Annotated in this window: 11 protein-coding genes and 2 pseudogenes; 5 read left to right on the top strand and 8 right to left on the bottom strand. The window is 53.6% G+C overall.

Annotated elements, in window-relative coordinates; genetic code table 11:
* Positions 1 to 118: pseudogene (locus CJP72_RS04305) on the top strand (IS110 family transposase); the annotation flags it as partial.
* A 16-nt stretch (positions 119 to 134) separates the two neighbouring features.
* Positions 135 to 443, top strand: a pseudogene (locus CJP72_RS04300) (integrase core domain-containing protein); the annotation flags it as partial.
* A 3-nt stretch (positions 444 to 446) separates the two neighbouring features.
* On the opposite strand, the gene CJP72_RS04295 reads toward CJP72_RS04300, so the two are convergent.
* Positions 447 to 740, bottom strand: a complete 294-nt coding sequence (locus tag CJP72_RS04295; protein ID WP_238339994.1) for a recombinase family protein — start codon at positions 738 to 740, stop codon at positions 447 to 449.
* Between the two features lie 39 nt (positions 741 to 779).
* Between CJP72_RS04295 and CJP72_RS04290 the strand changes: the two genes are divergently transcribed.
* Positions 780 to 2,372: an ABC-F family ATPase gene (locus CJP72_RS04290; RefSeq protein WP_162379668.1), complete on the top strand. Its 1,593-nt coding sequence runs from the start codon at positions 780 to 782 to the stop codon at positions 2,370 to 2,372.
* Between the two features lie 92 nt (positions 2,373 to 2,464).
* Here CJP72_RS04290 and CJP72_RS04285 read toward each other — a convergent pair whose 3' ends face one another.
* From CJP72_RS04285 to CJP72_RS04275, 3 genes are all read right to left on the bottom strand, one after another.
* The gene (locus CJP72_RS04285; RefSeq protein WP_162379667.1) at positions 2,465 to 3,757 is read right to left on the bottom strand and encodes a glucuronyl esterase domain-containing protein; all 1,293 of its coding nucleotides are present in this window, start codon (positions 3,755 to 3,757) and stop codon (positions 2,465 to 2,467) included.
* 108 nt (positions 3,758 to 3,865) lie between these two features.
* A complete protein-coding gene (locus CJP72_RS04280) occupies positions 3,866 to 6,259 on the bottom strand; it encodes a glycoside hydrolase family 31 protein (protein ID WP_162379666.1) in 2,394 nt (797 codons plus the stop codon).
* A 16-nt stretch (positions 6,260 to 6,275) separates the two neighbouring features.
* Positions 6,276 to 7,577 (bottom strand): MFS transporter, encoded by a 1,302-nt coding sequence (locus CJP72_RS04275; protein ID WP_162379665.1) that lies wholly within the window; start codon positions 7,575 to 7,577, stop codon positions 6,276 to 6,278.
* 290 nt (positions 7,578 to 7,867) lie between these two features.
* Between CJP72_RS04275 and CJP72_RS04270 the strand changes: the two genes are divergently transcribed.
* Positions 7,868 to 8,941, top strand: a complete 1,074-nt coding sequence (locus tag CJP72_RS04270; protein WP_162379664.1) for a LacI family DNA-binding transcriptional regulator — start codon at positions 7,868 to 7,870, stop codon at positions 8,939 to 8,941.
* Here CJP72_RS04270 and CJP72_RS04265 read toward each other — a convergent pair.
* The 4 genes from CJP72_RS04265 to CJP72_RS04250 form a co-directional block, all read right to left on the bottom strand.
* Positions 8,938 to 10,200 (bottom strand): DUF1479 domain-containing protein, encoded by a 1,263-nt coding sequence (locus CJP72_RS04265; protein ID WP_162379663.1) that lies wholly within the window; start codon positions 10,198 to 10,200, stop codon positions 8,938 to 8,940. The genes CJP72_RS04270 and CJP72_RS04265 overlap by 4 nt on opposite strands.
* Positions 10,201 to 10,848: 648 nt before the next feature.
* Positions 10,849 to 11,664 (bottom strand): Cof-type HAD-IIB family hydrolase, encoded by an 816-nt coding sequence (locus CJP72_RS04260; RefSeq protein WP_162379662.1) that lies wholly within the window; start codon positions 11,662 to 11,664, stop codon positions 10,849 to 10,851.
* Positions 11,665 to 11,870: 206 nt separating this feature from the next.
* Positions 11,871 to 14,303, bottom strand: a complete 2,433-nt coding sequence (locus CJP72_RS04255) for a glycyl radical protein (protein WP_162379661.1) — start codon at positions 14,301 to 14,303, stop codon at positions 11,871 to 11,873.
* 5 nt (positions 14,304 to 14,308) lie between these two features.
* Complete coding sequence (locus CJP72_RS04250; protein ID WP_162379660.1) at positions 14,309 to 15,208, bottom strand: glycyl-radical enzyme activating protein; 900 nt, start codon at positions 15,206 to 15,208, stop codon at positions 14,309 to 14,311.
* 135 nt (positions 15,209 to 15,343) lie between these two features.
* Between CJP72_RS04250 and fsa the strand changes: the two genes are divergently transcribed.
* Entirely contained in the window at positions 15,344 to 16,006 is a 663-nt protein-coding gene (gene fsa, locus CJP72_RS04245; RefSeq protein WP_162379659.1) for a fructose-6-phosphate aldolase, read from the top strand.
* Positions 16,007 to 16,026: the final 20 nt, after the last annotated feature.

Below are 16,026 nucleotides of genomic sequence, written 5' to 3'. Positions count from 1 at the left end.
TGAAGGACATACAAAAATGGAAGCAATACGCTGTCTGAAGCGCTATATCTCACGCGAAGTTTACACATTACTGCGAAATCAAAACAGGCAGGTCAACAGCATCCCGATAACGGCTTGACTCTTAGAAGGGCGTCCAGGGTAGCCACTATACAAGCAGGCAGTTCCGGCAGTTGCTGTGGCGTTGCCGGCTCAGGCAGAGCATGAGCCGACGCGGAAACTGTTGGGATAACAGCCCGATGGAACGCTTCTTCAGGAGTCTGAAAAACGAGTGGGTGCCGGAGACAGGTTATATAAACTTTAGCGAAGCAGCCCATGCGATCACAGATTATATCGTCGGATATTACAGCTCGCTCAGGCCACATGAATATAATGGTGGATTATCACCAAACGAATCGGAAAACCGATACTGGAAAAACTCTAAAGCGGTGGCCAGTTTTAGTTGACCACTACACATCGATGCCTCGGCGGCTCAGGCGGTCTAACGATTCAATGATGATAGTCGAGCCTTGTTCAATTTGACCTTGCTCGATTGCTTCGAGCATATCACCAGGCGAAGGTCTGTTTCCCTCTTTGAACGCTGAAATTCCCAAGTCCTGAAAGTTTTTCTCAGATAGGGTAAGATTGTTAGCAATAGAGTATTTTTCGGCAAGTTCTGTCTGTCTGCGCACTGAGTCGCCTTGTTTTTGTTTCTTGCTCGAAAATCGTATGTAACTGTAAGTTAACCCGTTTTGCTTTTGCATATTTCAATCTTTTCAATCACTTAGCAGAGAGTATCAATTTTGCTCCTTAGCAACAACATCACCATGCAGTTCGGCAGCAAGCCGCTGTTTGAAAATATTTCCGTCAAATTTGGCGGCGGCAACCGTTACGGCCTGATTGGCGCGAACGGTAGCGGTAAATCCACCTTTATGAAGATCCTCGGCGGCGACCTTGAGCCGACGCTGGGTAACGTCTCCCTCGATCCCAATGAGCGTATTGGTAAGCTGCGTCAGGATCAGTTTGCGTTCGAAGAGTTCACCGTACTGGATACGGTGATCATGGGCCACGCTGAACTGTGGGAAGTGAAACAAGAACGCGATCGCATCTACGCGCTGCCGGAAATGAGTGAGGAAGACGGCTATAAAGTGGCCGATCTGGAAGTGAAATACGGCGAAATGGACGGTTATTCCGCTGAGTCCCGTGCGGGTGAACTGCTGCTGGGAGTGGGCATTCCGGTAGAACAGCATTACGGTCCGATGAGCGAAGTCGCGCCAGGCTGGAAGCTGCGTGTGCTGCTGGCGCAGGCGCTCTTTTCTAACCCGGACATTCTGCTGCTCGATGAACCGACCAACAACCTGGACATCGACACCATTCGTTGGCTGGAGCAAACGCTGAACGACCGTGACAGCACCATGATCATCATCTCGCACGACCGTCACTTCCTGAACATGGTGTGTACGCACATGGCGGATCTCGACTACGGCGAGCTGCGTGTTTACCCTGGTAACTATGACGAATACATGACGGCGGCAACCCAGGCGCGTGAACGTCTGCTGGCCGATAACGCCAAGAAAAAAGCGCAGATTGCCGACCTGCAATCGTTCGTGAGCCGCTTTAGCGCCAACGCTTCTAAATCACGTCAGGCAACGTCACGTGCGCGTCAGATTGATAAAATCAAGCTCGACGAGGTGAAAGCGTCCAGCCGTCAGAACCCGTTCATTCGTTTCGAACAGGACAAGAAACTGTTCCGTAACGCGCTGGAAGTGGAAGCGCTGGCCAAAGGTTTTGATAACGGCCCGCTGTTTAAAAACTTCAATTTGCTGCTGGAAGTGGGTGAGAAGGTTGCCATCCTGGGGGCGAACGGCGTGGGTAAATCTACCATGCTGAAAGCGTTGGTAGGCGACATTGCGCCGGATAATGGCACCGTTAAATGGTCTGAGAATGCGCAAATTGGCTACTACGCGCAGGATCACGAGTATGAGTTTGAGAACGATCTGACCGTTTTCGAATGGATGAGCCAGTGGAAACAGGAAGGTGACGATGAGCAAGTTGTTCGTAGCTTCCTTGGTCGTCTGCTGTTCAGCCAGGACGATATCAAAAAGCCCGCTAAGGTGCTCTCCGGTGGTGAAAAAGGGCGCATGCTATTCGGTAAGTTGATGATGCAGAAACCGAATATTCTGGTAATGGATGAACCAACCAACCACCTGGATATGGAATCTATCGAATCGCTGAATATGGCGCTGGAGATGTATCAGGGCACGCTGATCTTCGTTTCTCACGACCGCGAATTTGTTAGCTCGCTGGCAACCCGCGTGATTGAAATTACGCCAGAACGTATTGTCGACTTCACCGGTAACTACGAAGATTATCTGCGTAGCAAAGGCATCGAATAACAGGCTGCCAGAGCAATGCCCAATGCAACGTTGGGCATTTTTCCTGAGACCTTCCCCGGCTGGCAGTCAGGGGAAGGTCACAAACGCCATACTTAACCTTTCGACACCGACGTCTCTCCCTGCAAATATTTCTTACCGACCTCCAGATACTGCTGCCAGTCATAATGATAAATATCGTGAACGCCTTCGCGGTAGTGATAGTTCAGACGACTGTGTAACGGCTGTCCTGTTTTTGGCTGTTGATCGGTCGTAAAAATATCATCGGTATAAAGTCGATAGACGCTTTTGGCGGCCACAACGGATAAAAACTCGCCTTTGGGATCCGACCATTGATCCTCTTTCGCGCTGGCGACATACACCGGGCGGGGGGCGATCAGGGAGATCAACATATGCTGGTCCACGGGTAACGCATTAATATTATTGGCATAGCTCGCGTATTTAGCCGAGAACCAGTGCGGGAAATCGGTGGTGATTGACGCCAGCGTTTCGCCATAGTTGCGGCGTGCCAGCGCCGCGCCACCTTCACCAGCGTCGTTGGCGATGACGTAGCGAAAACGCACATCATTGGCGCCCGCCCAGAGGGCCGTTTTGCCCAACCGAGAATGACCGACGACCGCCAGACGGTTGCTGTCGACATCGTTACGGGTCTGCAGATAATCCGCGACGGCGCTTAAGCCACCGGCCCAGACGCCAATTGCGGAATAGTCACCCACCGCTTCGCCGGGACGGCTGGTTTGAATAAAGCGTTGAAAATCCGCCGGGTTATCGGGGACGACGTCACCATAATAAAGGGTAGCGACCCCAAAGCCTTGCGACACGATGTCATCGAAGGGCCAGCGATAAGCGCGTACGCCGCGCGAGGCGGGGGTGAAGGTATTGTGCAGCGTAGTGACCAGCGTGGGGTCGACTTTGCTGCCGCAGACCAGCGGGTTCGCCCATTGTGTAGAAACAGGCAGTTCAGGATTGAACGTCACCCCGTGGTTACCGCAGAAGTTGTAACCGACGAATACCGGCGCCGGTTTGGTGGACTCAGGCATATACATCAGTAATTGTGCCGGTCGGCCATCCAGCGACAAATCCACCGTTTGCCAATAGCCTTTGGAAAGCGTTAAGGGATGCTTTGCCGATGTTTTTATCACTTTCACCGTCTTAAAGGTGAATGCTTTGCCGTACACATTGTCATGAAACAAATTTAAAATTTCACTGCGTCGCGTGGTTTCCCATTCGACTCTGGCATCTTTTGTGCCCGCCGGAATTAGCTGCGGCAGTGACAAGGAGCCTGTTTTACTTTCGTCATAATTGGGTGTGAAGCCTTCGGCGGCAAAGGCTGAATGGGCGCTGAAGGCAGCAAGCGAGACAACGACAGCTAAGATAGTCTTGTTCATAAAAACTCCGTGAAGGGGTCCATTGATGTCCGACTCTCCCAGAGACGCCCGTCGTGGGCGTCTCTGTTGACAGGTAAGAACCGCACAAAGTGGGACTCACCGGTGATGTCACTGCAAGGTAGAGGGGGAGAGACAAAAATGCGCATCGTCCCGCGAAACTTCTTTGCCGTCGATAAACAACGTGCGCGGATCGTTACCCGCCAGCGTAATGGCCAGTTTGCGCCACGCGGGCTGATAGTGCCCTGTAGAGGTGAAATTCACATGAATCTCGCTGGCGCTACAGCGCATCTCCCATGCGAGCCACAGCGCATTGCCTTGCTGATAATTCCAGCTCTCGCCATCATCTTCAAACAGCATGCCGCTCGTTGTGCCCGTGCCCTTCACGGGGAAGAGCTTCACCTCGCGCGTATCGTCTTTCTCTGCGCTAACGTGGGTGATGCGTTCGCTAAGCGGTAAACCAGCGCCTGCCCGCACCAGTAGCGGCAGTTTTTCCAGTGGGGCATCGCGGGTGATCCACTGGCCGCCAGAGAACCATTCGTGAGTGTAAAAATCGTACCAGCCCGTTTCGTTATCCGGTAACCAGACGCGGCGCTGGCGTTGACCTTCTTCCACTACGCTGGCGACTAAAATATCGCGGCCGAGCAGGAAATCGTCGCACTCTTCGAAGGTTTGCGCGTCATGCTCATGGTCGAGGAAGGTCGGGCGCAGCATCGGCTCATCGTCGGCATGGGCTTGCCAGAGCAGGGTATAGAAATACGGGAGTAAGCGATAACGCAGCTCAATCGCACTGCGAATGGCGGGTGTGACGCCCGGGTACATCCACGGTTCATTGACCGTATGGTCATCATTCCACGAGTGAATGGTAAAGCGTGGGTGCATCACGCCATTCTGGACCCAGCGCACGAACAGTTCGGCATCCGGTTTGTCGCCGGAGAACCCACCCACGTCGTGACCAACGTTAAACAGGCCGGAAAGGCTCATCCCCAGCCCCATTCGCGTGTTGTAGCGCAGCGTGTCCCAGTTGGTGCGATTGTCACCGCTCCAGGTCTGCACGTAACGCTGCATCCCGGCACAACCGGAGCGCGAGATAAGATACGGTCGTTTTTCCGGGGCAAAGCGCTGCTGGGCTTCCAGTGAGGCGCGCATCATCAGCAGCGGCATCACCGGGCGAATGTGCTTGATGGCGATTTCCTGGCCAAAACCGTGACAGCGGGCTTCGCCGTCCCACACTTCAAACTCGTTGTTGTCGTTCCAGGTCGAGTCGATGCCCATCTCCAGCAACTGAGTGGTCACGCCATCCTGCCACCATTGAATCGTTTGTGGGTTGGTAAAATCGAGATTAGAACCTTCATCATCCCAAAAACTGGAGCGTTCCGGGGCATTCGTTTCTGAATCGCGAATGAACAGACCTTTTTCCGCCACTTCGCTATAGCGTGGGTGATCCTGCAACAAACACGGCTTGATGTTGGCCGCGAGTTTCAGACCAGCGTCATGGAACGCGCGGGACATCACTTTTGGCTGCGGCACTTTGTCGTAGTTCCAGTTGAAGACGTAACGCTTACCGTTGATTGAGGTATAACCGGAAGAGAGCTGGAATGAATCGCATGGAATCGCGTGCTCTTCGCACAGGCGAATAAAGTTCATCAGCTGGTTTTGCGCGTCCGGCGCGTCGGTGTAGTGCATGGTCGAGCCGCTGTACCCCAGACTCCACTTTGGCCCAAACAGCGTTTTTCCTGTCAGGCGCACAAACGCTTTGGTGACATCCAGCACCCGTTTGCCGGTAAACATGTAGTAATCAATATCACCAGCTTCCGCCTGCCAGCGGCGATACGCGGTGTGGTAGTTGTCAATTTCATTACCCAGATCCAGCCAGCAACTGCTCAGGTTGTCATAAAAAAGACCGTAGCTCACATCATCACGGCGGGTGATAGTAAAGGGAATATGTTTGTACAGCGGATCTGTGCTAACGGCGTTATAGCCCATCGCGTCCAGATTGCGCATCTCATAGCGTTTACCGTTGCGCTGCAAATTCCCGGCTTTCTCACCCAGCCCGTAAAAGCGCTCATCTTTACGGCGGCTCAGGTAGTGCGCCACGCCGTCGCCGTGGGCGTTCAGCAGATAGGCGCTGGTGCTACGATCGCTCGCCAGCAGCTGCCAGTTGCCCGTCTCATCGCGATAATGCCACTCCAGCCACAGCGGCTGGTGGACGGTAACGCGCAGCTGTTCAGTGCCGATCGTCACGGTCTCGTCCTGCTGCTCCAGGGTCCATGCCGGGCAGCTAAAACCGCTGATATCATCGCGAGAGCGCCCCTCCCAGGGCACATCGTGTTTAGGTGCGATGCTCCAGGTTCTGTCCAGCGCCAGCTTGCTTTTACGCTTAATGAGTACACGGAACAGATTCTCTTCCAGTACGTACAGGCATACGCGGTGCTGGTTATCCACCAGCAGTTCCAGATGATGCGCTGATTGCTTATCAACGGTCCAGTTCTTCAGGGTTTTCATATAAATACATCCACTATCAGGCGCGCTTGGCGCGACGTTCAGCAATAAATGCCACCAGGAAAATAGCGCCAATCAGGTCGAAGAAACCCATGGCGATGAAGAGTGGGTTAAAGCCGATTTTGTCAGCGGTAACACCAATCAAAAGGGAGAACAGGAAACTGGCGATCCACGCTGCCGAACCGCGCATGCCGTTTACGGTCGCCATCTGACCTTTATCAAACGACTCCACGACCAGTGCGCTCAGCATGCAGGAAATTATCTGATGCCCGAAGCCGCCGATGGACATCAGGATCACGGCAATAATGGGATCCCGGGTGATCGCCACCACGGCGAGTGAAATCATCAGGAACGCACCAGTAACGGAACTGGCGATGGTTGAGTTAACGCGTGAGCAGCCGAACAGACGGGTATAGAGTCTGGTCAGATAGCCACTTGCCACGCTGCCGAGATCGGCGGCGAGAAACGGCAGCCAGGCAAAGAGGGCGATCTGCTTGAGATCCATATTGTATTCTTTGGCGAAGTAGAGCGGCATCCAGAAACTGAACACTGCCCATGCCGGTTCGGCCATAAATGCCGGGATGGCAATACCATAAAAACGTTTGTTTTTTGCGACGCCTTTCAGCGCGGTGAAGAAGGGCTGTTTTACAGGAGCGGGCTCATTGTCCTGCTTGATCCAGGCCAGTTCGTCTTTGCCAAGATTCGGGTGTTGTTCCGGGTTATGGTAGAACACCCACCACAGAATCACCCACAGCAGCGCCAATACGCCGGTGAACATGAATGCGCCCTGCCAGCCAAAGGAGGCGTGGGCAAAGTAGATAATGGGCGGCGCTAACATCGCGCCAATAGAGAAGCCCACGCCTGCCCAGCCAGCGGCAATCGGTCGTTCGGCTTTCGGGAACCATTCGCCAAGAGTTTTGGCGTTGGCCGGGGTGGCAGCGGCTTCCGCGCCGCCCATAAAGAAACGCAGGATCGCCAGATGCAGCCAGTTCCCGGCGCCAGCGTGCGCGATACAGGCAATGGCCCACAGACAGGCGCAGATCATAAAGCCGAGCTTCAGACCGATCACATCAATCAGCCAGCCGCACAGGGGCTGGAAAAGGGTGTAAGCGAGCTGGAAGGCGCCGACGATCCAGGAGTATTGTTCGGTGGTGATACCCAGACTGTCTTTGAGTTCCGGGGCCAGAATACCTAACGAGTTTCGCGTGATGTAGTTAACGGTGACGCCGAGTAAAAACAGCACCAGCATATACCAGCGCAAGTTTTTCATGACGCGGCGTGTGGTGCTTGCCGTAGCAGTGTTGTTAATGTCCTGACTCATTTCTTTCTCCACAAGACGGACGATACAGGGAAAATTCATTCCAGTTGTCATACAGATTTCTATCGGATTGATATGTATATGTTTTATGTTCTAAAGCTGGTATACAACTAGTATGGTATTGGTGTGACAAATTCACCTTAAGGGAGAAAAGAGGTGGGTAATAGCGGATTTTGTGCAAACTTTCTCATAACGATTGTCTTTTATTTGTCATGATGCGCTGGACGCCAGTTACTGCTTAATCTGATGGCTATGAAAATTTTTTCATTTGCATCGCGGAGCGAGATCACAAAATGGATAAAAGGCTCAAAATCGCGGAAATTGCCGCCCGCACACAGCTGTCCATCAGCACCGTTTCCCGCGTACTCGCGGGGAAAGCCAACACCAGTGAAAAGGCACGGAGTAAGGTGCTGGCCTGCGCACGGGAACTGGGGGTGATGGACGGGATGGCGGCGGGGCGGTTGCTGCTCAATAACCTGTTGGTTTTTGCACCGCAGCGGGCGTTTGATGAGCGGTCCGACATCTTTTACTACCGGGTGCTCCAAAGTTTAAGTAAAGGGCTGGCTTCTCATGAAGTCAGGCTACGGTATTGCGCGCTGGAGGAGCTGGACAGCGACGCTCAGCTTTTTCTGACGCGTATTAATGAACCGGAAACGCAGGCGGTGATGTTGCTGGGTATTGATGATCCGCATATTCATGATCTGGTGGTTGATGTCGGGAAACCTTGCATGTTGATCAACTGTCGCGACCGACGAATGCGTTTGCCTGCGGTTGCGCCCGACCATCGCGCCATTGGTGAGCTGGCGGCTGACTATCTGTTTGAGATGGGCCACCGGGAAATCATGAATGTGTTCTGTCTTCGTCGTTACACGATGGAACTTCGGCTGGCGGGCGTTCGCGATGCCTGGCAGTCGCATAATCTGACGTTTAATGATCAACGTGATTTGCTGGTGGTGCCCAGTTTCAGTGCGAAAGAAACGGAACTGCAGGTGAGCGAATGGTTGAAGCACACATCAGCCAAAGCGCTGCCGACGGCGTTTCTGGTGGGCGGTGATTTTATGGCCGCAGGGACGATTAGCGCGCTGCAAAAGCAGGGGTTGCGCGTGCCGCAGGATGTCTCGGTCATGAGTATCGACGGATTTAATCTGGCGACGATTCAGGATGTGCTCTTAACCGCCGTCCATGTTCCGCGCGATGCGCTGGCAACAGAAGCTGTGCATATGCTCCAGCAACGGCTGATGCGCCCCGATGCGCCGGTCGGGACGCTGTTGCTCAATGGGTCGCTGGCTATACGCGAATCTGTCCGGCGGATACGTCAGGGAAAACGACGTACCGCCGTAGAGCGAGAAGGGCTGTATGACGATTAAGCCATACCCAGCGCGCGCTTGCCGTGAATATTCAAATCATTGAGCGTAAAACGTCCTTCCCAGTTGGTTTCATAATCCTCACGGGGGAAGTCGCCCGGCGAAGCCCCTTTCTCCAGCGCTGCTTTAACGTTATGCGCGTAAGCCAGATTTTTTTCGCACAACGGCGCAGCGGGAATGTACATCACATTCCCCCAGCCTTGCTGGTTTTCAACGGGCGCCACGGAGTGAATGACGTCGCAATGCCACCAGACAGAGTCACCGGCTTCCAGTTGTGGAATGCTGGTTAATGCTTCTATTAACAACGGGTGCCATTGTTCAGAAATGGGCAATACTCTGCCCGGCGCGACGCCGCACAGTTCATCTTCCGGAACATCATCCAGCAGGGGGCGCAACAGGACATACGCCATCGCTTCCGGGATCGGCACCACGTGCAGCAATCCCTGGCCGGGCAACATATCGGAAAGCGCGGTCCAGCCCTGGAAGGTACGGAACACCGAACATTTAGTGGTGTTATCCACGCTGTACTCTTCCACTTCGGTACGGTGTGCCGCGTTCCACGGATCGTACTGATCGATATTGCCGTTAAACACATCGGCGAAGACCTGTTGATACGCCGGGAGCAACCAGCGTTCCAGGGCGCCCGAGTCGGTATGCGCGCCGAGACCTTTTGAGGTGGTTCCCGGCGGACGGCGGCGAATACGGTCCGGGTAGATTACGCTCACATCCGGGTTAAACCACTGCTTGCCGTCGCGTTCAAAGGTCCACAAACGGTTGAGGAATGACTGAGCATTTGCCATCTCTTCACTTTGACGCGCCTGCATTTGCGCCTGTGACCAGTAGATCGGATAAATTTCCGGTCGGGAGGCGGAAAGGGTGCCGAAAAAGTTATCGCCAGGACCTTTATACACGTCGTCAAAGTGGTTGCGATCCAGGTAGTCGAGCATGGACTGATCCCAGTCCAGCGCCTGTTCCCGTGGGAAATGGCGCTTAATGACCACGCAGCCGTGTCGTTTAATATCTTCGCGTTGTGCGGCTGTGATGCGACCTGCCTGAATGTCAGCGTAAGTGAGTTCAGGCCAGACCGTTTCGCCGCGAGCTTTACGCGCATTGATGTCCGACACACGGGTTGCAATCACATCACTGAGTTTGTCAAAAATCGCCTGAACATCACCGAGTTGTGCTCGCAGCGCTTTCTTCATCTGCCGGATAGCAGATTTGTGGTCGGCGGGTAACGTATCGCTTGTAAAGGTAAGAGCCATAAACACCTCACATAAATTTTCATTCGAAATAAATGTAACTTACAAATGATACTTTAAGTTAAAAATAAGTTAATGCAAGTTGAAATTTTCGACAGTGTGAAAAGAATGCAGAGAGAGGAGTAAAAACGGGAGCGCAACCGATAGTGATAGTGAGTGAAGTACTGGCAAACCGAAAAGCCATGAGGCATTGCCCTGAGGAGGCAACATGCTGGTTTTGTGGATGATTCCGTTAATTTTATGTTACTGACCCATTGTGAGGTTTGTGTACCTTAAACAGCCAAACGGATATACCTGAAAGTCAGAATGCTGAAGCGACACCACGGTCCGGCTGAAAATCGATGAGACGTTGACGGCTGACCGGGGCCGCCCGCAGGGAAGCGGGCGGAGGGGACGGCCTGCAGGGATGCAGGCTCGACCCCGACCCGAAAGGCAGGCGGAATAAGGCGAATATATCGCGAAGCGACGATTTTCCTGCCGGGAGCCAGGGTTGCAAGGGAGGCGGCGGTGAGCCTCCCTTGCACGTTCACAGGTAGGGTAGTTTCAAAGAGGCTGTGGACATAAGGTGAACGTCACCTTTCACCAGAGTAAAAGGTTCTCCCTAACTCCTGAACCAACTGGCCTTAAAGCACAACACGCAAGATTTCTGATTCATTCATTGAATGGCGCGGTTTTATCCAGCACGGCCTGAATGACGTTCAACGCGCCCTGGTGATTATTATCGTCAGTGGTATAGCGAGAGAGGGCTTTAATGCTGTCTGCGGCATTCTTCATGGCGAACGAGTAGCGGGCCATTTTCAACATTTCCGCATCGTTACCGCTATCACCAATGGCAACCACATTTTGTGGCGACAGATTCCAGCGTTTTAACAGGCGGCTAATGCCGTTAGCTTTATGCAGGCCTGGAATGATCAGGTCAATAAAACCGAATCCGCTGGTGACCGGTTTCATAATGCCATCCAGCGCGGTATGCAGTGTGTCGATCACCTGGGGGATCTGCTGATCCGGTAAGTTCAATGAGAATTTAAACAGCACATCGTCAATGCTGTGAAAATCCTTCACCGGTTTCAGGCGGTGATAGTGTTTTGACATCAGTGCCACAAAGGCGTCAGGGGCGTTTTCGCTGATGTAGGCGCTTTGCAAACCACAGGCGACGAAATTGAGCTGCTTATCTTTTAACAACTCGCCAATCACGATGCGCGACTCGTGCCGGGTCAATTCGCCGTGAAACAGTTGCCTGCCATGCTCAAAAACCAGCGCACCGTTTTCGGCGACAAAAGAGATTTCATCTTTGAGCTCTGGGAAGAAGGAGATGAGCTGGTAATACTGATTGCCGCTGGCGACGACAAATTCAATATCGCGTTTTTTCAGCTCCTGATACTGCGCCATAAAACGCGCATGATTGTACTTCTTGGCGTCGTCGAGAAAAGTCCCGTCCATATCGGTGACGATAACTTTTACGGTCATACATTGCTCTCCGAAATATTACTGCGATCAGCAACATTCTAATAACAATGTGACCTGAAGCACAAATTTAATTTCGAATGAAAGTAAGAGAGGTACAGACGCTGTAAGCCGGATAAGCGTCAGCGCCATCCGGCAATCGTGAGGGGGGCTGCCGGATGTCGGCGTGAACGCCTAATCCGGCCAACAACGCTTATGCCATCGTCCGTTTACAGCATATGTTCGGTACGGGCGATGATATCGTCCTGAGCATCCGGAGAGAGCGCGGTGAAGAAGGCGGAATAGCCAGCGACGCGCACGACCAGATCGCGATACTGGTCCGGGTGTTTTTTCGCTTCCAGCAAGGTTTCGCGTGAAACGATGTTGTACTGAATATGCCAGCCTTTGTGCTCTTCAAAGAAGGTACGAAGCAGGATCATCAGCTTCTGCTTGTCGGACTCGTTTTCCAGGGTGGCTGGATTCAACTTCTGGTTGAGCAGCACACCACCGAGAATGGAGCCGGTCGGCAGTTTACCTACTGAGCCAATTACCGCCGTAGGACCGAGGTGGTCAGTACCGGAGGAGGGGCTTGCGCCTTCCGCCAGCGGCGTATGGGCTTTGCGGCCATCCGGCGTTGCCATTGTCGCGGCACCAAAAGGCACGTTTGCTGAGATAGACGACGTACCGGCGTAGTAGTTGCCGCCCGTCGGGCCACGACCGTAACGCGGGTTATGGTACTGTTTCAGTTCATCGATATAGGTCTGGTAAGCGCGGGCCAGCAGAGTATCGACGCTATCATCATCATTACCGTACTTCGGCGCGCCGTTGATCAGACGCTGACGCAGTTGTTCGTGGGTTAGCCCCTCAAAATCGTCAGCCAGTGCCGCCGCCAGCTGTTGCTGACCAATCGCCCCCTGGTCAAAGACCAGTTTTTTCACGGCGGCCAGGCTGTTGCCAAGGTTGGCGATCCCCACCTGCAGACCTGAAACCCAGTCATACTTCGCACCGCCTTGTTTGATACTTTTCGCCCGCTCGATGCAGTCATCCACCAGCGCCGAGCAGAGAATGTCATGCACGTTCTCTTCCAACATGGTATCGACCACATACTCAATTTCGATCGATTTACGGGTGTAGTAGCGAATCTGGGTATCCCAGGCCGCCATCACTTCGTCGAAATTATTGAAGTTACCGGCAGAGAGCGCTTTTTCCTGTGGCAGGAAGACTTTCCCGCTGGTGGCGTCACGACCGCCTTCCAGCGCCGCCAGCATCACGCGCGCAAAGTTAATAAAGCTCATCCCGGTGCAGCGGTAACCCCACTTGCCACCAACGGCGGTTTCGATGCAGCCGATAGCCGCGTAGTCGTAGGCATCCTGCGGGTCGATGCCGAGTTTAATAAATTCCGGAATGACGATTTCGTCGTTGTTAAATGCCGGCATCCCAAAGCCACAGCGAATCACCTGTACGCAGGCGTCGAGGAAGTCATTGCTCATCCCGGCGTGGTAGCGCACGCTGAGGTTTGGCTGTGTTGAGCGCAGACGACCGCAAGATTCTAAAATGGCGTAGGAGAGCGGGTTAACCGCATCCATCGGCTGATCGTTAACCAGATTCTGACCGCCAATGGTCACGTTCTGATACAGCGGGCTACCGGCAGACGCTTTAGAGTGAGACCCGGAACGGATTTTGTTCACTTCCAACAGTTTCAGCCAGCAGCTGTGCAGCAGCTCAATGGCATGTTCGCGATCCAGCGTCTGGTTCAGCTCGACGTCGCGGCGATAGTACGGGTAGAGGTACTGGTCCATACGACCGAACGACACCGAGTGGCCGTTAGACTCAATTTGCAGAATCAGCTGGATGAAGTAGCACAGTTGCAGCGCCTGCCAGAAGGTTTGTGGCGGTTCGTGAGCGATCACATCGCAGTTTTCCGCCATCGCCAGCAGTTCGTCGCGACGACTTTCGCGCGTCTCGGTGGCCGCCATTTCGCGCGCCAGGTCAGCAAAACGCTCGATGTGCAGACTCACTGCGTCGAGGACGATATCGATCGCTTTCAGGAACTGATCGCCGTGGAGATCTTCAAGGCAGGTGAGATTAATGCGGGAACGACGCTCGTCGACTTTGTGACGCAGACCGTCGAGACCTTTTTCCAGCACCAGCGGGAAGTTGACCGCCAGATGCGCATCACCGGAGGTCATGTTGCCTTCCGCTTTGATGATCCCCGTTTCCAGCAGACCTTTTTGCTCATCGGTAAACATACCGTAGCAGCGATCCTGAACGGTCTGACCGCGCCACCACGGGCAAACTTCATGCAGCACGCGTTTGTTCTCTTCGCTGACGGCAAAACCGGCGCCCGGACGATCGGCAAGATCATCAATCTCTTTTTCAATCCACGAGACGGTGTATTCCGGGAAGATTGGCGCAGCGCGAACTTCACTGGCCTGATTGCCGATGATCAGCTCGTCGTGTTTGATCCAGATAGTACGTTTCGCCAGATGATGCGCCAGCGCCAGCGCACGACGGACCGGGATAGGCTTATTCAAATGCTGCTGGTACATCTCGGTGTAATGCTGGGCGCGTTCGGTACATACCGGCGGCTTTACAATATGGATAAGCGCAGTTTTGTGTGCCTTGATGCGCTCGCTAAGTGTATCCAGTTTCAGTGTGGTCATGGGAATTATCCTCGTAAAGTCGCGGTCAAACCTTTCGTGCAGGCATACTGTTGAGCAAAGTCTAGCAGCGCAGGCGCATCAAGCGGTTTGTCTGGGGCGTTGTAGGGTTGACTGAGTAAGTTGTATTTGTTGATGCCCAGCGTGTGGTAGGGCAGAAAATGGATTTCACCGACGTGCAGCTCGTCGGCGGCAAAATCGGTAATGGCTTTTATTGCCTGTTCATCGGCATTAAAACCCTGAACCAGCGGCACGCGAATAATGATTTTTTTCCCTGCGGCGGCCACTTTTTTCAGATTTTCCAGCACCCGGGCGGCGTTGCCATCGGTCCATTGTTTGAACGGCGCGTCGGCAACATGCTTCAGGTCTGCCAGAAACAGGTCGATATTCGGTAAAGAGGGCGCAATGTATTTCCATGGCACATGCAGGCAGGTTTCAACGGCAGTATGAATACCGGCTTCATGGCTGGCTTTAAAGAGCGCGGCCGCCAGTTCTGGCTGCATAAACGGTTCGCCGCCGGAGAGGGTAATTCCACCGCTGCTGCGATCGTAAAAGGGTTTATCGCGCAATACGGTGGTCATGATCTCTTCCACGCTTTTCGTCTCGCCGCACACGGTTAACGCTTGTGTCGGGCAGCAGTGGGTGAGCGCATTCATGTGGGTATCGGTCAGTTTCTCACGGTGGATCAACAAACCATTCAGCGTACGTTCGCAGACACCCGGTGCTGCCTGAGCGCAGAGGTCGCATCCTTCCAGGCACAAACGCGCATCGTATAAAAGATCCTGCGTACGTGCGCGGCTCTCCGGGTTCTGGCACCAGCGACAGCTCAGGGAGCAGCCTTTGAGGAACACCACGGTTCGTATACCTGGGCCATCATGAGTGGAATAGCGCTGAATGTTGAAAATCATAAAATGGCCCTCATTGTTTCGTATAAAGATTAAATTACTTTCGAATGAAAGTTATATTGACGTAGGTCAACTAACATGGCGGTTTTGCCGTGGTATCGTTAATCCATGCTAAATCTCACAGTTTGAGGAATGATTATGGAACTCTATCTGGACACTTCTGATGTCGATGCCGTGAAAGCCCTGGCGCGCGTTTTTCCGCTGGCGGGTGTGACCACCAACCCCAGTATTGTGGCCGCAGGTAAAAAGTCGCTGGACGTGTTATTGCCCGAGTTGTACGAAGCGATGGGCGGGAAAGGACGTTTGTTTGCCCAGGTGATGGCCACCACGGCAGAAGGAATGGTCGGCGATGCGCGTCAATTACGGGCGATTATCCCTGACATCGTGGTGAAGATCCCTGTCACCTCAGAAGGTCTGGCCGCCATTAAATTGCTGAAATCTGAAGGTATCCCAACGCTGGGTACGGCAGTGTACAGTGCGGCGCAAGGGTTGCTGGCGGCGCTGGCTGGGGCGGATTACGTTGCGCCGTACGTTAACCGTCTCGATGCGCAGGGCGGTGACGGCATTCAGACGGTCAATGAACTTCAGCAACTGCTGCACCTGCACGCACCGCACGCGAAAGTTCTGGCGGCCAGTTTTAAAACGCCGCGTCAGGCGCTGGATTGTCTGTTGGTAGGGTGTGAATCCATCACGCTCCCGCTGGATGTCGCCCAGCAGTTGATCAGCTCTCCGGCAGTGGATGCAGCGGTGAAGAAATTTGAGCACGACTGGCAGGGCGCTTTTGGACGGACATCTCTGTAAGTTCGGATGCCGGGTGGGCT

This window comes from Citrobacter sp. NCU1 (genome assembly GCF_010231475.1).
In the GTDB taxonomy this organism is placed as follows: domain Bacteria; phylum Pseudomonadota; class Gammaproteobacteria; order Enterobacterales; family Enterobacteriaceae; genus Citrobacter_D.
Note: the sequence above shows the minus strand (reverse complement) of the source record. Positions and strands in the feature narration are given on the sequence as shown.